This is a genomic window from Limnobacter sp. UBA3528 (genome assembly GCF_002377005.1).
In the GTDB taxonomy this organism is placed as follows: Bacteria; Pseudomonadota; Gammaproteobacteria; order Burkholderiales; family Burkholderiaceae_B; genus Limnobacter.
This window is the reverse complement of record NZ_DFOZ01000026.1, coordinates 1-21,624: the sequence shown is the minus strand read 5'-3', so window position 1 is coordinate 21,624 and position 21,624 is coordinate 1. Positions and strand designations below refer to the sequence as shown.

Sequence of the window (21,624 nt, the reverse complement as noted above, 5' to 3'; positions counted from 1 at the left end):
GGCAATACGGCAGGTGCGTGGTGGTGATAAAATCGCACCTCTTTGATTCAACAACAGAAAGTGAGCCATGGCAGGACACAGTAAATGGGCCAACATTCAACACCGTAAAAACCGGCAGGATGAAAAACGCGGCAAGGTGTGGACGAAAATCATTCGTGAGGTCAGCGTGGCAGCCCGTGTGGGCGGCGGCGAGGTTGCCACCAACCCACGTTTGCGCCTGGCCATGGAAAAAGCAGCGGCTGCCAACATGCCCAAAGACAACGTGCAGCGTGCCATTGCCAAGGCGACCGGTGAAGCCGAGGGCGTGAACTACGAGGAAATTCGCTACGAAGGCTATGGCGTGGGCGGCGCAGCAGTCATTATCGATTGCATGACAGACAACAAAGTGCGCACGGTGGCTGAAGTTCGCCACGCGCTGACCAAGCACGGCGGCAATTTGGGCACCGATGGCTCGGTTTCCTTTATGTTCAAGCATTGTGGCCAATTTATTTTTGCCCCAGGCCACAGCGAAGACACGATCATGGAAGTGGCACTGGAAAACGGTGGCGACGACGTGATTACCTCTGACGACGGTGTGATCGAAGTAACTTGTCCTGTGCCTGAGTTTCATACCCTGAAAACAGCGTTTGAAGCTGCGAACATGCAATTCGAAAACGCAGAACTGACCATGAAACCAGCCAGCGAAACCGAGCTGGAAGGCGACGACGCCATTCGCATGCAAAAGATTATTGACATGCTGGAAGACCTGGACGACGTGCAACAGGTTTACACCAACGTGATCATCAACGAGTAAAAAGTACGGAGCACTGCAGACATGAAAATTTTGGTGATTGGATCAGGCGGCCGCGAACACGCCATGGCGTGGCGTATTTGCCAAACCCCAGGTGTAACAAAGGTATTTGTTGCACCCGGCAATGGCGGCACTGCCCTGGAAGCCAAAATGGAAAATGTGCCGATCAGCGACCTGGCTGAACTGGCCGATTTTGCGGCCAAAGAACAAGTGCACCTTACAGTAGTTGGCCCTGAGGCACCGCTGGCCGCCGGAGTAGTTGATCTGTTTCGCCAACGTGGATTGCGTATTTTTGGCCCAGCCAAACTGGCTGCCCAGCTGGAAAGCTCAAAGGACTACGCCAAGGCCTTCATGAAGCGGCACAAAATTCCAACCGCCGAATATGAAACATTTACCGACGCTGCCAAGGCCCACGATTATGTGAACGCCAAAGGCGCACCGATTGTGATCAAGGCTGACGGATTGGCCGCGGGCAAGGGCGTTGTGGTGGCAATGAGCCTCGAAGAAGCCCACCAGGCCATTGACGACATGTTGCTGGGCAACAGCATGGGCAGCGCCGGTTCGCGTGTGGTAGTTGAAGAATTTCTGGAAGGCGAAGAAGCCAGCTTTATTGTGATGGTCGATGGCGTGAACGCCTTGGCCATGGCCAGCAGCCAGGATCACAAACGTTTGCTGGACGGCGACCAAGGCCCCAACACCGGCGGCATGGGTGCGTACAGCCCGGCCCCGGTTGTTACGCCGACCATGCATGCCCGCGTGATGCGAGAAGTAATTTACCCCACCATTGCCGGCATGAAAAAAGACGGCTTGGTGTACACCGGCTTCTTGTATGCGGGCTTAATGATCGACGACAAGGGCGACATCAAAGTGCTGGAGTTTAACTGCCGCATGGGCGACCCGGAAACCCAACCCATCATGATGCGCCTGAAAAGCGACTTCGTGAATTTGCTCGACCACGCCGTTGACGGTACGCTGGACAAGGTTGAAGCAGAATGGGACCGCCGCACGGCTTTGGGTGTGGTGATCGCCGCGCACAACTATCCGCAAACCCCGCGCACTGGCGATGAAATCACCCTGCGCGCTGAAGCCAGCGACCAGGCAGTGGTGTTTCATGCTGGAACTGTCGAGCAAAACGGCAAGGCCGTGACTTCAGGTGGCCGGGTTCTGTGCGCCACGGCTTTGGGAGACACCGTGCGCCAGGCGCAGGCCAAAGCCTATGAATTGATCGACACCATCAGCTTTGATGGCATGCAGTTTAGAAGCGACATTGGCTACCGCGCCATCAATCGCAAGTAATCAGGACTTAGAACAATGACACCCTCTGAACTGAATCAGGTGAAGCAATACCTCCAAGGCCTTCAAAGCAGCATCATTGAGGGCATTGGTCAGTTCGAGAGCAAGCCTTTTTTGAACGATTCATGGGAGCGTGCAGAAGGTGGCGGCGGTTGCAGCCGCGTGCTGGAAGAAGGCAGTTTACTGGAGCGTGGCGGTGTCAATTTCAGCCACGTGATGGGCGATAAGCTACCCGGCTCAGCCACCGCCAGCCGCCAAGGCCTCGCGGGTGCCAGCTTCGAAGCCATGGGTGTGTCATTGGTATTTCACCCCCGCAACCCTTATGTACCCACAGTGCACATGAATGTGCGCCTGTTTGCAGCCACCACCGTGGAAGGCGAATCGGTATGGTGGTTCGGCGGCGGCATGGATTTAACCCCCTACTACGGCTTTGAAGAAGACGCGAAACACTTTCACCAAAGCTGCAAAAATGCACTCGACCCCTTTGGTGCGCACTACCATGCCAAGTTCAAGAAATGGTGCGACGAGTATTTTTATCTGAAGCACCGCAAAGAACCCCGCGGTGTAGGCGGTGTGTTTTTCGATGATTTTTCCGAGCTGGGTTTTGAGCAGAGCTTTGCAATGACCCGCAGAGTGGGAGATGCCTTTTTGAAAGGCTACCTGCCCATTGTTGAGCGCCGCATGAACATGGCCTACGGCGAACGCGAACGCGACTTCCAGGCCTATCGGCGAGGCCGCTACGTTGAATTCAACCTGGTGTTCGACCGCGGCACCTTGTTTGGGCTGCAAAGCGGTGGTCGCACCGAATCCATTTTGATGAGCATGCCCCCGCAGGTGAAATGGCGCTATGACTGGCAACCTGAGGCAGGCAGTGCGGAAGCTAGGCTGTACACCGATTTTTTGATCGATAAAAATTGGATCTAGTTTTTTGTACCTAATAAGTAAACCACAGGGGCTGTTTCTCTTACAAACAGGCCCACATTAATAAGAGTTTCTAATGCCATGGGCCAATTCAGCCAACTCTTTGTCGTCTGCGCGAACATGGTCGTGTGAAGAAATATAGCCTTCATAGCGCTCAAAAAACTTGTTTACGCGAGATGATATTTTCTTGAATTTCGAATCGCTTCCTGTTCCGTGCATTGGAAATAACTTGCAGTGCAGGTGATCCACGCCATAGCCTTCAAATATCACACCTGTTCGACCAACATCTGAAAAAAAACCATCAAGAATCTTGGCAACCTTTTGACTTGCGAGAATCAATCCCGCCACCTCAACTTCAGGCTGGTCAAAAAGATAACTGGACAGGTGCTTTTTCGGGATAACAACACTAAATCCTTCAGTATTTGGAAAAATCGACAGAAAGGCTAGGTATTTGTCATCCTCCCAAATTTTATGCGAAGGTTGTTGTCCACTTACGATTTGACAGAAAATACAGTCCATTAATTAGCCCCATAGGCATGAGTACAATAATCGCTCGAGAAAACCTATTCTCCCTACTGCGAAACATATGTACTTTGTTGCAACCTCTCTCTTCACATGTAAAAAAGAACCATTGATTTGAATTACCCGGTTTTATTGAACGGTGATCAATCAAACTCAATTATCCAACTCCGGCACCGACAAAGTCCGAGGTGACCCGAGTGACTGTTTATCAACTTCAAATAAAATTTGCTAGTTTGCCGGTTTACACAATTTCTGGCCCGGAAAATGCAAACCTGCGAAATACTTCAGAACTTCACTCCCGATAGCCGTTCGCGAAAAGCTCTCCAACTGATTACTACCCGCAAAGAAGCTTCAACAGCCCTGGCGGTCATTCTTGGTAGCTCTGTGTTCTATTCGATATTTTTCAAAGCCAGTGTCGCTGAGGTTACTTACAACATTTACAACACAGATTGGGAGTTGTGGGCGCACGCCATGAATCAAATCCCGAAAATACTGAAGCGAAGTATTCAAACTGACGCATTGCTGATGTGGGAACACTACCAGCTAAACTACGATCGAAACCATGCGATTTTTTGGCAAAATATTTACGGAGGTTGTCGTGCAGACTAGGTTCATTTGCATATTTACTATGCTGACAGCAATCTCAACCCACGCTATAGCTGCCGATCAAGTAAAAACCTACCTAACAAACCAGCTATCCGAAGCAACCGTGGCTTACGAGGACGCACTAAGACGTTGTGATACCCAAAAAGCTGCTATAAATAAAATAACACTTCCAGTCTCTCAACTGCTAGAGACAAAAGTCACCCTTAAAGAACTGCACAGTGCTCTTTCCCACTTCCGCCATCAGGCTGAGCAAGCCTGTCTTGGCCATAGTAGGCTTGCGCTAATTTCAACCATCCTTGATTTAAATTCTTACACCAGCGAGAGTCCAGAAACTCCGATTGACCCGGTTAAATCGGGCTTGGCGCTACTTCTTCCATCCCAAATTCAACTTGAAACACGGGCAATTTACTCCCAACTTTCGCAAGGTAAACTTAATTTACTCGAGTCGATATTCAAAGACACATCCCCCACAATTGCCAACATTTCCAATTGGCAAGAGGCGGCAAGTGCCTTGCGCGAGGTTCAAACACCTAACCCCATGAACAAAGCCAACTAAGCCCTGAGGTAAACTAAGGGCAATTGTTACTTCCAACACCACTCCATGCCCACACGGCAAATCTGCATCATCGGCGGCACGTTCAACCCCATCCACATGGGGCATTTGCAAATGGCTCGTTCAGCCCAAGCACAGTGCATGGCCGATGAAGTGTGGTTCATGCCCGCAGGCCAGCCTTGGCAAAAACCCAATGCCGAGCTTGCACCTGCCGACGTTCGGAAAAAACTCGTTGAACTGGCCATTGATGGCGTGCACTCTTGGCGCGTAGAGCCCTTCGAAATTGAGCATGAAGGGCCCACCTACACCGTGGACACGCTCGAAAAACTCAGCGAACAGCACCCCGACCACAAGTTTTCTTTCGTGATTGGGGCTGACCAACTGGCCAACCTGACCAGCTGGAAACACTGGCAAAGCCTGTTTGATTACGCCCGCATTGGCGTGGTAGACCGCACCCAATGGGGCGATTTTCAGGTACCCGAGGCATTAAAACGACATTTACTTCAAGATCGCCTGTTTCGTATACCCATGCCCAGCGTGAACATCAGCTCAACCCAAATTCGGAGACAATTCGAGCTACTGGGCTCAGCCAATGCCGAGGTGGCAGAAACCGCCCGCTTCACACTTGAAGCCTGCCTGCCCACCGCCGTGTTCAAGTACCTGACACAGCACCCAGTTTATGGTCGCGCCCAGCCCTGAAAGTTGTTAGAATTCAGGCAATTAACAAACCTTTGGAATTGCATGGAATTGCGTAAATTGCAGCGCGTCGTGATTGACGCCCTCGAAGACATCAAGGCACAAGACATCGCCATCTTCGACACGACCCACCTTACCGGTGTTTTTGACCGAGTCATCATTGCCTCAGCCTCTTCAAACCGCCAAACCCGCGCTTTGGCCAACAACGTTCGCGAGAAAACCAAGGAGGCTGGCGGTGAAGTGTTCAGCACCGAAGGTGAAGACACAGGCGAATGGGTACTGGTCGACCTTGGCGATGTGGTGGTGCATTTGATGCAACCCGCCATTCGCGAGTATTACAACCTGGAAGAAATTTGGGGTGGCAAGCCAGTGCGCGTGAAGTTGAACCCGCACAGTCTAAGCAAACCCATGCCCGGCGTGGATTATTTCCCGCAACAGGCCGAGGCCTACTCAAGCCAGTACAACTAAGTTTTTCTCTTCGCTTTGAAAATCCACGTCATCGCCCTGTCTCACAAAATCGAGCCATGGGCGCAACAGGCCGTTGATCAGTTCCAGAAACGCTTTCCGAACGACTGGAAACTGACCATCAAAGAATTGAAACCGGAAGACCGGTCTGCAGGCAAACCCGTTGACCAAATTCTCGCCAAAGAAGCCGAGCGCATTCGTGCGGCCATACCCAATGGCGCACGGGTGGTTGCACTCGATGAACGGGGTGAGCGCCACACCAGCAAAGCCTTGGCTGAGCAACTTCAGAAATGGCACAACAGCAGTGAAACATTGTGCCTGCTGATTGGCAGCGCCGACGGCCTGGATGAAACCCTGAAGCAACAATGCCAAGGCATGTGGCGGCTTTCCGACCTCACCCTGCCCCATGCACTGGCGCGCGTGCTGGTGGTAGAAGCGCTGTACCGCGCATTTTCAATTACCATTGGGCATCCATACCACCGCGAATAAGCCCAACCATGAACACACCCGCTCGCCCGGAACACAGCGGCTTACCTAGCCTGGTTTGGCTTGCTTCACGCAGCCCGCGCAGGCTCGAATTGCTTCAAACCCTTGGATTGCAAGTGCAGGTGTTCTTGGCGCAGAGTAGCCCAGAGGCCGAGGCACTCGAAGCGCCTTTTGAGCACGAAGACCCCTTGCTGTACGTGCAACGGGTTACGCAACTGAAACTGAATGCCGCGCTTGAGGCCATGCGTGCGCAGCAATTTAGCGGGCTGGTGCTGGCCGCCGACACCACTGTGGCACTGAATGGCAATATTCTGGGCAAACCGGAAAATGCCGCACAGGCCATTCAAATGCTGCAAAGCTTGTCCAACACCATCCACGAAGTTCACACGGCAGTGGCAGGCGCGTGGCTGAGCAACCATGGGCGCACCCTTGCTACCCAAAATACGGTGCAAACCTCGCATGTTGAATTCGCACCACTTCCTGAAACCTTCATCCATGCCTACATTGCCAGCGGCGAACCTTTCGACAAAGCGGGTGCCTACGGCATTCAGGGGATCGCAGGGCAATACGTTCGTCACATTTCCGGCAGTCATTCTGGCATTATGGGTTTACCACTGTTTGAAACCAGCGAATTGATGCGCCATATCCAAACGGTGGCCCAGGCTACAAAAAGAATCGATTAATACCCAAGAAGCAAAAGATGATCAACGAACAAATACTGGTGAACGTGACACCGCAGGAAACGCGCGTGGCCATTGTTCAGCACGGTGCTGTACAAGAACTTCACATTGAACGCACTTCAACCCGCGGCATTGTGGGCAATGTGTACCTGGGAAAAGTGGTGCGCGTGCTGCCCGGCATGCAGTCTGCATTTGTCGACATCGGCCTTGAACGCGCCGCATTTCTGCATGTGGCCGACCTGTGGGAACACCGCACCTACAACCACCACCAATCGAAACAGAACGGCAACCCCCCACCCGCCATTGAAAAAATGGTGTTCGAAGGGCAAACCATTATTGTGCAGGTCAGCAAAGACCCCCTGGGCACCAAAGGTGCGCGACTGACCACGCAGATCAGCCTGGCTGGCCGCATGCTGGTGCACCTGCCGCAAGACCCGCACATTGGTGTTTCGCAGCGTATTGAAAACGAAGGCGAACGTGAAGAACTTCGCGCCAAGCTAACCCGGCTGCTGCCAGAAAACACGGGCGGTTTCATCATTCGCACCCATGCCGAAGAAGCCACTGATGAAGAATTGACAGCGGATGTGAACTACCTGCGCACCCGCTGGCGCGAAATGCTGGAACTGACCCGCACCAAACCTGCACCCAGCCTGATTTACGAAGACCTGACCATGGCACAGCGCGTGGTGCGCGACCTGGTGAGTGCTGACACCCAAGCCATTCTGATTGATTCAAAAGAAACCCTGAAAAACCTGCTGACCTTTGCTGAAACCTACGCACAGGAAACCAAAGACCGCCTGCAACTGCATCAGGGCGAGCGCCCCCTGTTCGAGCTGTACAACATCGAAGACGAGTTGCAAAAGGCGCTTGGCCGCCGTGTTGATTTAAAATCGGGCGGCTATGTGATCATCGACCAAACAGAAGCATTGACCACAATCGATGTGAACACGGGCGGTTTTATTGGTGCACGCAATTTTGAAGAAACGGTTTTTAAAACCAACCTGGAAGCCGCACACGCCATTGCGCGCCAACTTCGCCTGCGCAATTTGGGCGGTATCATTGTGATCGACTTTATCGACATGAGTACCGAGGAACACAAAAAAGCCGTATTGAACGAATTGCAGAAAGCCCTGGACCGGGACCGCGCCCGAACCAGCGTGACTGACTTTTCTGCACTGGGCTTGGTGGAAATGACCCGCAAACGCACCCGCGAAAGCCTGGCGCATTTGTTGTGCGAACCTTGCCCAAGTTGCCAAGGCAAGGGGCAGGTAAAAACTGCGCAAACCGTGGCTTACGAAATAATGCGGGAAATTGTGCGCGAAAGCCGCCAGTTCAACCCCAAAGAATTTCGTATTCTGGCCAGCCCAGCCGTGATTGACCTGTTTCTGGAAGAAGAAGCGCAACACCTGGGCATGCTGGAAGAATTTGTGGGCAAGCCAATTACCTTGCAAGTGGACAACCTATTTGTGCAGGAACACTACGACATCATTCTGACCTGAACAGCGATGAACCTGAGCCAAGCCAGCCAACAACGCCTTGAACTTTTGGCCCAAGACAGCTTGAAGCGGGTGTTGCTGCCCTGCCCATTGAACCAGCGTGCATTTGATTTCTCCAGCAACGATTACTTGTGCCTGGCCCAGCGCGGCGACATTGTCGAAGCAGGCCATGAATGCGCGAAAAAATACGGCGCAGGCGCAACCGGATCGCGTTTGTTGTCAGGCAACCTGGACTGCTTTGAACAACTGGAATCGCAAGTTGCACAATTCAAAAACGCTGAAGCCGCGCTGGTGTTTTCAAGTGGTTACCAAGCCAATGCCAGCGGGCTTGCCGCTCTGCTGGACAAAAGCCTGTGGAGTGGCGTTGATCCTTTGGTTTTCACCGACCGACTGAACCACGCCAGCCTGCACCACGCCTGCCAGTTGGCAGGCGTGAAACAAATTCGGTTTCGCCACAACGACATGGCGCATTTGGCTGAACTGCTGGCCAAACACACCGAATCCACGCAGCCGAAAATCATTGTGTCAGAAACAGTTTTTGGCATGGAAGGTGATTTGCTGCCGGTTGAACAACTCGCAGAAATTGCCCTGCAACACAAGGCTGTGGTGTACCTGGATGAAGCGCATGCCACAGGTGTATGGGGCCCACAGGGACGCGGACTGGGTGCGATAACCGACCCTGCCATTGACGCTCTGAAAGCCATGGGGCACTGGGTGATCATGGGCACTTTCAGCAAGGCTGTGGGGGTAAGCGGTGCCTACATCGCATGCAGCGAAACATTCAAGCAATATTTGGTCAACCGCTGCACAGGCTTTGTGTATTCCACTGCGCCCTCGCCTTTCGTGATTGGTGCGGTCAGCAAAGCCCTGGAAATCATTCCAAACCTGAACAAGGATCGGTGCGCGCTGCACACTGCCGCCGAAACACTGCGCAGCCGCGTACATGAACAGGGGTTCGACACGGGGTTATCGAACACCCACATTGTGCCCCTGGTGGTGGGCAGCAACACCGCATGCCTCGAACTCAAAGCCCATTTGCAGCAAGCGGGTATTCGAACATCTGCAGTGCGCCCGCCCACGGTACCGCCAAATGCTGCGCGAGTTCGACTTGCACTCAACACAGGCCACCAGCAAGCCGTGTATGAGCAACTGCTGCACGCGCTCACCCACTGGAAGGTGAGCGCATGAAGCAGCCCGAAATTACACAAGTGCTGTTCATGGCTCACGGCTGGGGCTACAACCACCGTTTTTTCAACGCCTTGCTCAATGCCCTGCCAGCAAATACACGCAACACCACCTTGTTTGTCTGCCTGGAAGCAGGCTATTTTCCCGAGCAAGCCCGGCAAGGTCTGATGATTTACACACAGGGGATCAACAACCAGAGCCCTTGGGTGCACTACCCCGCTGAAGTGCTGCACAGCCTGGTACTGGCCCACGCCGAAGTACCCTGGCTGGGCCTCGGGCATTCGCTCGGGTTTTCGAAACTGCTTGATTTTTCAGTGCGCTGGCACAGCCTGTTCAGCTTGCACGGATTTACGCACTTCACCAACAACCGGGTGCTTGCCCGCATGATCCACAAGGCCGAACAGAATATGGCCGAGGTATTGGCAGACTTTCACAAACGCTGCGGGCACGATGCGCACTGGGCCACTTTGAACGAACAAACCTTGTTGGCCGACCTGCGCAGCATGCAAACGTTAAACGCTGCACAGGCCTTGCAACAGGCCCTTTCCCATGGTGCAGAATTGCACGCCTGGGCCAGCAACAGGGATGAAATAGTGCCACTCGCGCTGGCACAGCAATGCTTCGATCCCACACTGAAACAGCAAAACCGTGGGCTGTACACACTGGCTTCCGAGCACGCAGGCATTGCCACCGCCCCTGCGCGGTATACTGACATCTTGTTGCCCCTTCTTAGCCAGCATTAATTTCAAGCTACATTGAAATGTCTGAAAACGCATTGCCGCGAAAACCGAATTCAGCCCGGGCTGCCTCAAGCCGCTTTTCCGATGCTGCCCGCGATTACGATCACCATGCTCGCGTGCAGAAACACTCAGCCCAACATCTGGGTCAGTGGCTGGATCAAATGCTGCCGGTCAATTTCAACCCAAAGGCTTGCGTCGATGTGGGCAGTGGCACCGGTTTTTTAACCGAGCATTTGTTGAACAAATTTCCGCAAAGCGCCGTGCATGCCGTTGATTTGGCGCAAGGCATGCTCACCGAGCTGAAGCGCAAGTACCCCACTGAGCGCCTGCACACCCACCTACTCAATGGCGAGGAGCTGGCCGTAGAACACCTGTGGATTCCAAACCATTCACTGCTGGTGTCAGGCATGTGCGCGCAATGGTTCAGCAACATTGAAGAGGCCATTCGACGCTGGCTCTCGGTGTCCAATACCATCGCATTCAGTGTGTTGCTGGATGGCTCATTTCAAGCCTGGGAGGTAGCGCACGAGGACACGGGGCAAACCAGTGGCTTGCGGCCCTTGCCCAGCCACGATGATTTGCAAAACATCCTGAACGCACTGGTTGCTGAGGGCATTGCCGCCAGCACTGCACACCACACCAAAAACTTTCTGGACCATCATCCTGATGGGCTTTCCTTTGCACGCAGCCTGCGTGCCATTGGTGCAGACCAACCCCGCGTAAACCACACGCCAGTGAACCTTCGCAAGGTAATATCCGCCTTGGGCGAAGCCTGCACCATGAACTACCACATTGGTTTTTACTATCTGGAACGGCCGTGAAACATTTGTTTGTGACTGGCACCGACACCGGCATCGGTAAAACAATCGCTAGCGCCTGGTTGTGCAAACACTGGCAAGCCGATTACTGGAAACCCGTTCAAAGCGGGCTTGACGGTGGCAGCGACAGCGAGTGGATTGCTCGCTTGAGCGGCTGCACAGTGCACCCGGAAACGTATCGCCTCACCCAGCCCTTGTCGCCCCACCAGGCGGCAGACATTGATGGCATAAAGATTCAGCTCAGTGACTTTGTGTTGCCCAAAGCAGAGCGACTGATTATCGAAGGCGCCGGCGGGTGCATGGTACCCTTGAACTGGCGCGACACCATGCTCGACCTGATGAAACACCTGAACAGCTGCGCCCTGCTGGTGGCCCGCAGCGGGCTTGGCACAATTAACCACACCTGCCTTTCACTGCAGGCCTTGAAAGCTGCTGGCGTGCCTGTGTTGGGCGTGGTGATGGTGGGTGAAACACACCCAGCCAACCGCGAAGCCATTGAACATTTTGGGGAAGTACCGGTGTTGGCTGAATTGCCGGTTTTCAATGAATTGAGCCCGCAGGCACTGGCTGAATTTTGCATGCCAGAGCGGCTTATTCGCGCGCTAGGCAGTTTGTAAGCCCCTATGAAACAACTTACCCACACCGAATTGCTTGAACTGGATTCGCAATACTGCTGGCACCCCTTCACGCAAATGCAAACCGCTTCGCCACCTTTGGCAGTGGTACATGGTGAAGGTGAGTTTTTGGTCGATGCCCAAGGCAACAAGTACTTTGATGCCGTTTCAAGCTGGTGGGTGAATATTCATGGGCACAGCAACCCCACCATTGCGAAGGCGATTGCACAACAAGCACTTGAGCTTGAACATGTGATGTTCGCGGGTGTAACCCACCCGCCCGCTGTGCAGTTGGCCGAACGCCTGATTCACAACGCCCCAGCCCCCATGGCCAAGGTGTTTTACTCCGACAATGGGTCCACCGCCATTGAAGTGGCCCTGAAAATGGCCTTTCAGTATTGGCAAAACAAGGGTGTGGCCAGTAAAAATCGCATTGTTGCGCTGGAAGGTGGATACCATGGTGACACCTTCGGCGCCATGGCCACTGGCAAATCCAGTGGTTTTTACGCCCCCTTCGCACCCTGGCTGTTTCATGTTGATTTCATACCCACCGGTGTTTGCGCCTGCATGGAAGAACAGGCCCTGGCTGCACTCGATCATTTGCTGGCAAACAGTGCAGGTGAAATTGCTGCGCTGGTACTAGAGCCCTTGATTCAAGGTGCCAGCGGCATGCGATTCATGCGCGCAGCCCATGTGGCTGAAGTGTGCAAACGCTGCGAAGCGGTCGGTGTTCTGGTGATATTCGACGAAGTATTCACTGGCTTTGCCCGAACCGGCACTCTGTTTGCCGCCGAACAAGTGGCACAGTTTGGGGGGCAAGCCGACATCATTTGTATTTCAAAAGGGCTCACCGGCGGCTTCATGCCCATGGCAGCCACACTCACCAGCCAAGCGGTGTACGATGCGTTTTTAAGCGACCATGTTGGTCATGCCTTGCTGCACGGCCATTCCTACACCGCAAACCCATTGGGTTGCGCTGCGGCCCTGGCCAGCCTCGCCTTGTTCGATGAAGAAAGCACATGGGCGAACATTCACCGCATTGAAGCCACCCACCAGCGCTGGTTACCCACCTTGGCTTGCCACCCCCTGATTGAAAACCCGCGCGTGTGCGGCACCGTGGCGGCCTTTGAGCTAAAATCCAGTCACAGTCAGTATGGTTCAAGCGCGAGTCAATGGATACGCCAAACGTTTCTGGAACTGGGCATTGTGGTGCGCCCCCTGGGCAACACCGTGTATTGGGTGCCGCCTTATTGCACCGAGCCCGAGACACTGGAAAACGCCTACCAAACACTGATGCACGTATTACAACGCTGGGGCAGCCTGATTGCACCCGGCCCCGGAAGCGAATTGTTCTGAAGGATGCACATGGAAAGCCAAATTACCTGGGTTGAAAACAAAAAAACAGCCCCACCCGCCGTTGATCAGCAACGCTGGAGCGTCGAGGCCATTGAAGCCCTGTTCGCACTGCCGTTCAACGACCTTATTTTCAAGGCGCAGCAGGTGCACCGCGAGCATTTCGATGCGAACACCGTGCAGCTGTCTACCCTGCTGTCGATTAAAACAGGCGGCTGCCCTGAAGACTGTGGCTACTGCCCCCAATCGGCCAAGTACAACACTGGCGTGGAAGCAGAAAAGCTGATGCCCATCGATGAAGTGCTGAAAGCCGCACAGGCCGCCAAGGACAAAGGCGCCACACGTTTTTGCATGGGTGCTGCATGGCGCAGCCCCAAAGACCACCAGGTTGATGCGGTGGGCGAAATGGTGACCGCTGTGAAAGCCATGGGGCTGGAAACCTGCGTTACCCTGGGCATGCTGAAAGAACACCAAGCCAAGCAATTGCAAGAGGCTGGCCTTGATTACTACAACCACAATCTGGACACCTCGCCCGATTTTTATGGCGACATTATCAGCACCCGCACCTACCAAGACCGCTTGGACACGCTAGACCGTGTTCGCGATGCAGGCATCAAGGTGTGTTGCGGTGGCATTGTGGGCTTGGGTGAAACGGTAAACCAACGCGCCGGGCTGATTGCCCAACTGGCCAACATGGCCGAACCACCGGAAAGCGTGCCCATCAACAATTTGGTGAAAGTGGAAGGCACACCACTGGCTGACAACGCCGAAATTGATCCGCTTGATTTTGTGCGCACCATTGCCGTGGCACGAATTACCATGCCCACCAGTTTTGTGCGTTTGTCAGCCGGCCGGGAAAGCATGAATGAGAGCACCCAAGCGCTTTGTTTCCTGGCAGGTGCCAATTCAATTTTCTACGGCGAAAAACTGTTGGTAACAGACAACCCGGAATTGGAACGCGACACCAAGTTATTCGAAAAACTGGGCTTAAAGCGACTTGAGAGTTAAGCAGCAAAACCCATTGTTTTTAATCAAGAAATTCCAAACAACAGGTTCAAATACCTGAGTCAAATCAATGGTTTGGCGGGGTGAAGACAACTCTTCTCCCGCTTTATCCACACCAAAATTACGCGCATAATTAAAGCCTTGCATGCGAAACAGCGCAAATTGCTTGAATTGCTGCTGTTGAAGGGAATAAGAACATGAAAAAAACATTATTTTGTGCCTGCTTGGTGCTAACACCTTTGCTGGCACCCACTTTGGCCAGTGCCCAAGCTGGCGGCGTCACCCTGAATATCGATGGGCAAAACCCGTTGAGCAAATGGGGCCGCTGGACAAGTTCTGAGAACGGTGGGCTTGGTTATGGGTTCAGACTGAACCAGGATCGCAACAAAGCCCCCATGAGTGCCCAGTGGGGTACCGGAGATTGGGTATTCAAACTAAGCCGTGAAGAAGGCAACAAGTACCCCGATTTGTTTTTTGGCTTGAAAGTATCCGAGAACCAACTTCAAACCACCTCGCTGGGTTGCATGAGCAACAGCGGCAGCGCCACACGCTACAGCAGCACCTTGTGCGGCGTACAGCTTGACATGAACCTGCAGTAGGCACATCATTCGTTTGACAGTCAAATTTCCTTGAATGACGGCACCTGAGTAATTTCAGGTGCTTTTTTTTCGTTTGATCTTTTCAATTACTCACGTGCATATGTTGCTTCGGCTTGAATAGAAAAAGCCACCCGAAGGTGGCTTTTTCAAGCTTTGCATTCAAACCAAGCTTAAGCTTGACGTTGAATTAGAAGTTGTGACGCAGACCAATAGTGAAGTTGTCCTGATCGGCTTCAGCACCAGTTGCAACTGTTTCAGTTGTCAGGCGGTTGAAACCCACGTAGGTACGTGTGCGCTTGCTGAAGTCGTAGTAGTAAGCGATTTGAGCTTGGGTCAGTTCGGCGGGTGCTGCCAAATTGTTGCGCTCGGAATCAGCGTATATGCCGAAAAGACCGCTGTTCGCACTCATAGGTACAGTGGCTGACAACAGGTATTCTGTGTTGCTGTCTTCGCCATTGGCTGGGTTGGTTTCATATAAACTAGTTTGTGCTACCATGCCGCCCAATGTGAATGCGCCAAAATTGTAAGTAATGATACCCTGAACTGTGCGCTCTGCATTTGCACCAGCACCAGCGGGACCAGCTGTTGAGGCAGCGTTAAACACTGAAGGATCTTGACCTTGCTGGTCAAACATCTGGAAGCCACCACCAACAGTCAGCGCACCCAGCTTGTAGGTTGCAGCAACTTCAGTTTGACGCGAACCGTTTTCTTTCGAAGCAGTTGCGGTGTTGTTTGGGTTGTTGTTGCCGGCGTTTGTTGCAGTATCTTGGTTGTTACCACCGCTCAAACCATGGCGCGCTTCAATAGCTACTCCACCAATATTGGTTTTGTAACCGAAAGAATTGTTCAAGCGCTGAACACGTTGAATCGCTACATCATTGCTGAATGTTGTACCGCCACCACCGATCACCACCAGAGGACCGGCTTGATTAGATACGCTTCCAAGGAAGCCAGCTTGAGTATACAGAGGGGCAACAGTTTCATTACCACCATCTTGCTGGCCGGCCACCAAAGTACCCCAGCCGCCTTTCATACCGATGTATGAGTGGCGACCACCAACACCAGCGTTGGCATCAGCCTTAACGGAGAACTCGTAACCAAACACAAGACTTAAACCACCGCCCAGATCTTCGCGACCGGTAATACCGAATCGTGAAGAAGCATCTTCTAGGGCAAAGTTCCCACCGGCGGTATCAGTCGATTGTTGGTCTAAGACTTGGTGTACACGACCATACAAAGTTACGTTTGATGAATCAGCAAATACTGGAGCGGCAAATGCCAGGCCCAGAGCAGCAGCTACTAGCTTCTTGTTCATATTTCACCCTTATTAGTGTTGGTTGAATCTTTGCCGCCATTTCTAGCGGCACGAGAGACAATGTACACGGGGACCCTTGGGCCGACCAACCAAATCGTGGTGTGAGAATGGGGAAATCGGTGTTTTTGTCGCTGACGTGCAACAGGAGAAATTGATCAAACCCATAGTTTTATGACATCAACAATTCACCAAAATCGCCTTGAGAACCGCAAAAAGCCTTGCGAATGAAAAACTTAGAATTTCAGAACCAGGTAAAGCCGACCCCAAAGCGGGTGGCTTCCAAAGCCAAGCCTTAACTGTGACTTTTAACCAACAAGAGGCGGTCTGAACGGCCCATTTCGGCGCAAATTAGGGTGATCACTTCTGAAGAAGTAATCACCCGGTCCGCGTACGCAATCAAGCCCATGGCTTGCGGCAAAGCCAGTTGTAGCCAAGCTGGCTGACTGGTGTTTAATTGCCTGGCCAATAAGCGATTCTCCCCAATCACTGCAGCCACTGTTAAGTGCACATTACTATCTAGCTTGGCCAGGCTGCTGTGTAAGGCTTGCCATTGCATATCCAAACCGGGTGCATTTTCTTCTGCGTACAGCAAGGCCACAGCCTTAGGCAGGCCGGGTGAAGTTTTGCGGTAAAGCTGGGTTGCATAAGCCAAGGCTTGGGGCCCAGCCTGCAACAAAGACCGTTCAGCTTGCAGAAAAACCGATAACTCTTGCTGTATAAAATCTCCGCTGATACCCAACATTTTTTGCACGTGCTGAAACTGCGTGGCCGCTTGCAGGTTCAATTCAGGCAAGGGTACCGAAGCAGAAATCCCAATACACAGATCAAGCTTCAAGCCGCGCAGCTTTTTAAACTGGGCGCGTTTTTCGAGGTAATAAGAAAGGCGAGTTTGCGCAGGGCGGCGCGGCTCTAGGGTGCGCAAAGGAATGTACACGGGCACCCGCTCATCCATTTCAAACAAAAACAAGCTGCTGCGGGGGCCGAACAAAACCCAATCTGCACCGGGGTGCTCCACTTGCAATTGCCCCAAGGCGGCGCGTGCTGCCAGGGCATTGTGCAGCCCTTGGCCAAACCACACACCGATTCGCTGAACCGAAGGCATCAGGATCGACCCAGCCTTGGTGTTTGAATGGTGCCCACCAAACCATCGATATTGCTTTGTTTGCCAAACTGGGCCAGCACCGTTTGCCGCCCCAGTGCGGCCATGTCACGGGCTTTGTGGGGTTCGGCCAGCACAGCACCCAGTGCTTGAACCCAGGCATCGAGCGCACCGGGCGCATGGGGTGCCGGGCATACATAGCCCGTTACACCACTTTTTACTGTTTCAGGCAGACCACCCACATTGCTGACCACCACAGGCACACCCAAACCCAAAGCTTCAATTTGGCTCATGCCCAAGGGCTCATAACTGGAAGGCATCACCAATACATCGGCACGTTTGATCAGCGGTGCCACTGGGTTCAACATGCCGGGCAGCACCACATGCTTGCCCAAGCCCAAACGCTGTGCCTCAGTTTCTATGGCTTGGCGGGTTTCACCCTCGCCGGCTGCCACATACAACAGGTTCGGAAACTGTGGGAGCAAAGCTTTCACCACCTGCAGCATGAAGCTGTGCCCTTTCTCAACTCGAAACATGGCTGCATGGGCAATCACAGGGCGCTGCTGCAAATCACTCAAGCGCGCATCAAGTTCAGGGGGCAAACCTAGCGCCGCAGCAGCGGCGATACCTTCAAAATCAATGCCGGGGTAAAGAACACCGATCTTCTCGGGCAATACCCCACTGTTTTGCAACAGTTGGTCTTTCAGGGCCTGGCTGGGCGTGAAAGTTTGGTCAAACATTTGGTTGTAAGTGAATGCTTTGGCCGGGCCAGGCTGGTAGGTGCGCATGCGGATTAAAGTGGGCCGGGGCTTGAGCAAGCCAATTTTTGCCAAGGCATGTACGGTGATGGAACACAAATTGGCATCGTGGCTGCTGTGGCACACCACCGCTACGGGTTTGTGTTGCCGAACCAAATTGGCCAGCCTTAAAACACTGGGAGGGTGAATGGCGTTACGAAATGCCACAAATTCAACATTCAAACCCAGCTTGTAGGCCTCCTGAGAAATGCGGCTGCCTGGTCGGCACAATATATAAGGCGTGTAGCCTTTGGCTTTCAGGCCCACCGCCTGCTCGAGCAATTGCAGTTCTTGACCACCGATATTTTTGGAACTTTCAGAGAAGAAAATGCTGGTCATTTGAATTGGAAAACAAAATTGGTTGGAATCACGGTCTATATTCGCTCTGTGTTTGCTCAACGTTCGCGCTGGTTCATTTGTCAGTTTAATGCGCCACCGCACACGCATGGGCGTGAATTCACTCTAATCAATACCGGGTTGAAATACTTTGCAGAAAATTTTGGTGATTAAATTAAGGCACCACGGCGATGTGCTGTTAACCACGGCCTTGTACCACGCCTTGCACGACCAATTCCCGGGCGTACAGGTTGATACGCTGATTTACAAAGAAACCACGCCCCTGTTGCAAAACAATCCACACTTAAACCGAGTGCTGTGCATTGACCGGAAGCTGAAAGGTTTTGCAAGGTTGAAGGCCGAACTTGGCCTGATTTTTCAAGTGAGGCGCACCAGTTACGATGCAGTGGTGCATTTAACCGATCAATGGATTGGTGCGTTGATTGCACGCTTTTCAAATGCACCAGTGCGCGTACAAATGGCCTATGCAAAACGCGACAAGGCCCTGTGGCATGCTTGTTTTACGCACCGCGTGGTACCTCCACCCCGCGGGCAAGCACACGCCGTGGAGCTGAACCTGCTGTGCCTGCAAGCCTTGGGCATTAACCCCCGCAGCCTGCGCGGTGAAATGGTGTTGCGCCCAAGCCCCGAGAATCTGGACAAAGCCGACAAACTGCTGGCCCAACACAAGGTGAATGGACCATTTGTGTTGATTCACCCTGCTGCTCGCTGGCCCTTCAAATGCTGGGAAGACGACAAGTTTGCTGACGTGGTTGTGCATTTGCTAAACCAGGGTTTACACGTGGTGCTGACATGCAGCCCAGACCCCGTGGAAGTGGCCATGACCGCCGAGATTGAGCGGCTGGCACGCACCAAGCGTTCGCCGGGCTCAAACCAACTGGTGAATGTGGGTGGCCAAATGAGCCTGCCTTTGCTTGCGGCTTTGTTGAAATTGAGCAAGTTTTATGTGGGCGTAGATTCGGCCCCTATGCACATGGCAGCGGCATTGAATGTACCGCAAGTGGCGCTGTTTGGCCCCTCGTGGGTACAAGAATGGCGGCCTTGGTCAGACAAAGCCACAGTCATTTATGCTGGCGATTTTGGGCCACTCCCCCACCCCGACAGCATCAATACCGATGACACCACGCGTTTGCTGGCGGCCATTCCCACTGAGGTTGTAATTCAGTCAGTGGATAAACTTGTGGACTGATTTTGAATGGAATGCAGGTAGTGGTATTTGCCCTGCCTTGCCAGCAACTCCTGATGGGTACCCTGCTCAATCAACTTGCCCTGGTCCAGCACGATTATAAAATCGGCCGTGGTCAGCGTGGACAATCGATGCGCAATCACCAGTGTGGTTCGACCATGGCGCAATCGTTCCATGTCCTCTTGAACTTCACGCTCTGCTTCGGAATCGAGTGCAGACGTGGCTTCATCGAGGATAAGAATGGGCGCATTTTTCAGGAACGCCCGTGCGATTGAAATCCGCTGGCGCTGGCCGCCAGACAATCTCAGTCCGTTGTCGCCCAGCACCGTATCCAGACCATTTTCAAGTTTTTCAATAAAAGGCAGGGCATTGGCCATGCGGGCGGCATTCAAAATGGCTTCATCGCTGGCACCGCGCATTTCGCCGTAAGCAATGTTGTTGCGCACGGTGTCGTTTAACAAATGGCTTTCCTGGGTTACCACTGCAATTTGGCGGCGAAGGCACTGCAAATCCCATTGTTTTAAATCGACACTGTCCAGCTTCACCACGCCGCTTGTGGGGTCCAGAAAACGGGGCAGCAGGTTAATCAGTGTGGACTTGCCACCGCCCGACACACCCACAATGCCCACGGTTTGGCCAGGCTTTACCCACAAATTAATGTCAATCAGCGTGGGTGCCTCTGCGCCGGGAAAGGTCAGCCCCACTTTGTTGAATTCAATGTAACCGAGGGCCCGATCGGTGGTGTGGGTACCGCTGGAGTTTTCAATGGAACGGTCGACAACCCTGAATACATTGTCTGCCGCAGCCAGGCCTTTCTGAAGTTGCTGGTTAATATTGGTGAGGCGCTTGACCGGGGCCAGCAACATCATCATGGCAGTCATGAACGACGCGAAATCGCCCGCAGTCATGCTGTCACTTTCAGCCAAAATACCCGCGAAGTACACCACAGCAGCCACAGCGGCGGCGAGTATCCACTGAACAATTGCAGAGTTGGCCGCACTGGTGGCCACCAGCTTCACGCGCGACTTCATGATTTCATCTGCACTTTTCATGAAGCGATCGGTTTCCACCTGTTGTGCACCATAAATTTTGATGATTTTTTGTGCACCAATGACCTCAGAAATGCTTTGCACCAAATCGGCATGCGAGGTTTGCGCGCTGTGCGCAAAGCGGTTCAAACGCTTGGCCGCCACGGATACACCAATGGCGATCAAAGGAAGAATTGCAAAGCAGATCAGGGTGAGTTGCCAATTGGTGTAAAGCAGAATAGCCATAAGGCCAATGACAATTGCACCGTCACGAATCAGCACAGTGATGATGTTGAAACCCGCTTCGGTGACCGCATCCACGTTGGTGGACACCGTAGAAATGATTTTCCCGGCGGGTTGCTCAACAAAATATGAATTCGGGAAACGCAAAATTCGGGACAGCATGTCAAATCGCAAATCGTGAACCACCAACCCTGCCAGCTTTGCACTGCAATACTCGTTGATGTACGTGGCCAAACCGCGGATGAGGAACAACACAATAATGATGACTGGCAGCCACTTCGCCATTTCGGTTCGCTCGCCGGAAAAGTTCTCGTCGATCAGCGGCTTCATCAGACTGGCAAACAAGGGCTCAGTGACAGCGGCGAACACCAGGGCAATTAAAGATGTCGCGAAAAGCGGCCAGTAACGCAGGCTGTAGGAAAGCAGGCGTTTGTACAGACCTTTGGCGGTGTAGTCAGTGATTTCGGGCATGCAACGTGAACGTGGATTGGATGGTCGAAGTTTACACGGTTGTGGGTGGCAAGCGGGTTCGACTCAAGCGGCATGTGCTCGTCGCCCAATCAGCGTGTTCGCTTGCACAATCAGCAGCGATCACGCAACCGAGCCCTAGCGGAGTGTGTGGAAGATTCGCCAACGGCGGTGCTTCGGCCAACTCGGCAGTGGGTTTGCCTGTTACGAACTTCAAGAAAACCGCCCCGTTTGGATTCATTCGCTGCGTTTGGCGATTAGCCAACACCGAGACTCGGCCATGTGTTTTGCCGTATATGGACGCCTCCG

The 21,624-nt window shown here is 53.1% G+C and carries 24 protein-coding genes; 18 read left to right on the top strand and 6 right to left on the bottom strand.

Features of this window, described 5'->3' with window-relative positions; translation table 11 throughout:
- Positions 1–67: 67 nt before the first annotated feature.
- The 3 genes from B4N58_RS07445 to hemF are packed head-to-tail and all read left to right on the top strand — an operon-like array spanning position 68 to position 3,007.
- Complete coding sequence (locus B4N58_RS07445; RefSeq protein WP_291747605.1) at positions 68–793, top strand: YebC/PmpR family DNA-binding transcriptional regulator; 726 nt, start codon at positions 68–70, stop codon at positions 791–793.
- Between the two features lie 21 nt (positions 794–814).
- Positions 815–2,086 carry a phosphoribosylamine--glycine ligase gene (gene purD, locus B4N58_RS07440; protein WP_291747602.1) on the top strand — a complete coding sequence of 424 codons (1,272 nt, stop codon included), beginning with the start codon at positions 815–817 and terminating at the stop codon, positions 2,084–2,086.
- A gap of 15 nt (positions 2,087–2,101) precedes the next feature.
- Positions 2,102–3,007, top strand: coding sequence for an oxygen-dependent coproporphyrinogen oxidase (hemF, locus tag B4N58_RS07435; RefSeq protein ID WP_291747599.1), 906 nt, complete (start codon positions 2,102–2,104; stop codon positions 3,005–3,007).
- A 57-nt stretch (positions 3,008–3,064) separates the two neighbouring features.
- On the opposite strand, the gene B4N58_RS07430 is transcribed toward hemF, so the two are convergent.
- On the bottom strand, positions 3,065–3,523 hold the full coding sequence (locus tag B4N58_RS07430) for an HIT family protein (protein ID WP_291747596.1): 459 nt from the start codon (positions 3,521–3,523) through the stop codon (positions 3,065–3,067).
- 267 nt (positions 3,524–3,790) lie between these two features.
- On the opposite strand from B4N58_RS07430, the gene B4N58_RS07425 reads away from it, so the two are divergent.
- From B4N58_RS07425 to B4N58_RS07360, 14 genes are all read left to right on the top strand, one after another.
- Complete coding sequence (locus tag B4N58_RS07425) at positions 3,791–4,135, top strand: hypothetical protein (protein WP_291747594.1); 345 nt, start codon at positions 3,791–3,793, stop codon at positions 4,133–4,135.
- A 19-nt stretch (positions 4,136–4,154) separates the two neighbouring features.
- The gene (locus tag B4N58_RS07420; RefSeq protein ID WP_291747591.1) at positions 4,155–4,688 is read left to right on the top strand and encodes a hypothetical protein; all 534 of its coding nucleotides are present in this window, start codon (positions 4,155–4,157) and stop codon (positions 4,686–4,688) included.
- A gap of 45 nt (positions 4,689–4,733) precedes the next feature.
- Positions 4,734–5,384, top strand: coding sequence for a nicotinate-nucleotide adenylyltransferase (nadD, locus tag B4N58_RS07415; protein WP_291747588.1), 651 nt, complete (start codon positions 4,734–4,736; stop codon positions 5,382–5,384).
- Between the two features lie 42 nt (positions 5,385–5,426).
- Entirely contained in the window at positions 5,427–5,849 is a 423-nt protein-coding gene (gene rsfS, locus B4N58_RS07410) for a ribosome silencing factor (RefSeq protein WP_008249689.1), read from the top strand.
- A gap of 15 nt (positions 5,850–5,864) precedes the next feature.
- A complete protein-coding gene (gene rlmH / locus B4N58_RS07405) occupies positions 5,865–6,335 on the top strand; it encodes a 23S rRNA (pseudouridine(1915)-N(3))-methyltransferase RlmH (RefSeq protein ID WP_291747585.1) in 471 nt (156 codons plus the stop codon).
- Positions 6,336–6,343: 8 nt separating this feature from the next.
- Positions 6,344–7,015: a Maf family protein gene (locus B4N58_RS07400; protein ID WP_291747582.1), complete on the top strand. Its 672-nt coding sequence runs from the start codon at positions 6,344–6,346 to the stop codon at positions 7,013–7,015.
- 20 nt (positions 7,016–7,035) lie between these two features.
- Positions 7,036–8,511: a ribonuclease G gene (gene rng / locus B4N58_RS07395; protein ID WP_291747776.1), complete on the top strand. Its 1,476-nt coding sequence runs from the start codon at positions 7,036–7,038 to the stop codon at positions 8,509–8,511.
- A 6-nt stretch (positions 8,512–8,517) separates the two neighbouring features.
- A complete protein-coding gene (locus B4N58_RS07390) occupies positions 8,518–9,696 on the top strand; it encodes an aminotransferase class I/II-fold pyridoxal phosphate-dependent enzyme (RefSeq protein WP_291747579.1) in 1,179 nt (392 codons plus the stop codon).
- Positions 9,693–10,436 (top strand): hypothetical protein, encoded by a 744-nt coding sequence (locus B4N58_RS07385; protein WP_291747576.1) that lies wholly within the window; start codon positions 9,693–9,695, stop codon positions 10,434–10,436. The genes B4N58_RS07390 and B4N58_RS07385 overlap by 4 nt, the downstream gene beginning before the upstream one ends.
- A 17-nt stretch (positions 10,437–10,453) precedes the next feature.
- A complete protein-coding gene (locus tag B4N58_RS07380; RefSeq protein ID WP_008249677.1) occupies positions 10,454–11,254 on the top strand; it encodes a methyltransferase domain-containing protein in 801 nt (266 codons plus the stop codon).
- A complete protein-coding gene (gene bioD / locus B4N58_RS07375) occupies positions 11,251–11,868 on the top strand; it encodes a dethiobiotin synthase (RefSeq protein ID WP_008249676.1) in 618 nt (205 codons plus the stop codon). The genes B4N58_RS07380 and bioD overlap by 4 nt, the downstream gene beginning before the upstream one ends.
- Positions 11,869–11,874: 6 nt before the next feature.
- Positions 11,875–13,221 carry an adenosylmethionine--8-amino-7-oxononanoate transaminase gene (gene bioA, locus B4N58_RS07370; RefSeq protein WP_291747572.1) on the top strand — a complete coding sequence of 449 codons (1,347 nt, stop codon included), beginning with the start codon at positions 11,875–11,877 and terminating at the stop codon, positions 13,219–13,221.
- Positions 13,222–13,230: 9 nt separating this feature from the next.
- Positions 13,231–14,226 carry a biotin synthase BioB gene (gene bioB, locus B4N58_RS07365; protein WP_291747568.1) on the top strand — a complete coding sequence of 332 codons (996 nt, stop codon included), beginning with the start codon at positions 13,231–13,233 and terminating at the stop codon, positions 14,224–14,226.
- 194 nt (positions 14,227–14,420) lie between these two features.
- A complete protein-coding gene (locus tag B4N58_RS07360) occupies positions 14,421–14,822 on the top strand; it encodes a hypothetical protein (protein ID WP_105028198.1) in 402 nt (133 codons plus the stop codon).
- 187 nt (positions 14,823–15,009) lie between these two features.
- Here the strand turns inward: B4N58_RS07360 and B4N58_RS07355 are convergent, their stop codons facing one another.
- From B4N58_RS07355 to B4N58_RS07345, 3 genes are all read right to left on the bottom strand, one after another.
- Entirely contained in the window at positions 15,010–16,137 is a 1,128-nt protein-coding gene (locus B4N58_RS07355) for a porin (RefSeq protein ID WP_291747563.1), read from the bottom strand.
- Positions 16,138–16,429: 292 nt separating this feature from the next.
- Entirely contained in the window at positions 16,430–17,239 is an 810-nt protein-coding gene (locus tag B4N58_RS07350; protein WP_291747560.1) for a hypothetical protein, read from the bottom strand.
- The gene (locus B4N58_RS07345) at positions 17,239–18,372 is read right to left on the bottom strand and encodes a glycosyltransferase family 4 protein (protein WP_291747557.1); all 1,134 of its coding nucleotides are present in this window, start codon (positions 18,370–18,372) and stop codon (positions 17,239–17,241) included. Before B4N58_RS07345 ends, B4N58_RS07350 begins: the two co-directional genes overlap by 1 nt.
- Before the next feature lie 163 nt (positions 18,373–18,535).
- Here B4N58_RS07345 and rfaQ point away from each other — a divergent pair, with 163 nt between their 5' ends.
- The gene (rfaQ, locus tag B4N58_RS07340; RefSeq protein ID WP_198006808.1) at positions 18,536–19,579 is read left to right on the top strand and encodes a putative lipopolysaccharide heptosyltransferase III; all 1,044 of its coding nucleotides are present in this window, start codon (positions 18,536–18,538) and stop codon (positions 19,577–19,579) included.
- Here rfaQ and msbA read toward each other — a convergent pair.
- Positions 19,552–21,318, bottom strand: a complete 1,767-nt coding sequence (msbA, locus tag B4N58_RS07335) for a lipid A export permease/ATP-binding protein MsbA (RefSeq protein ID WP_008249657.1) — start codon at positions 21,316–21,318, stop codon at positions 19,552–19,554. The two genes, rfaQ and msbA, sit on opposite strands and share 28 nt — an antisense overlap.
- A 31-nt stretch (positions 21,319–21,349) precedes the next feature.
- Positions 21,350–21,624, bottom strand: a 275-nt coding sequence (locus B4N58_RS07330; RefSeq protein WP_291747549.1) for a hypothetical protein, incomplete at its 5' end; no start/stop codon positions are given.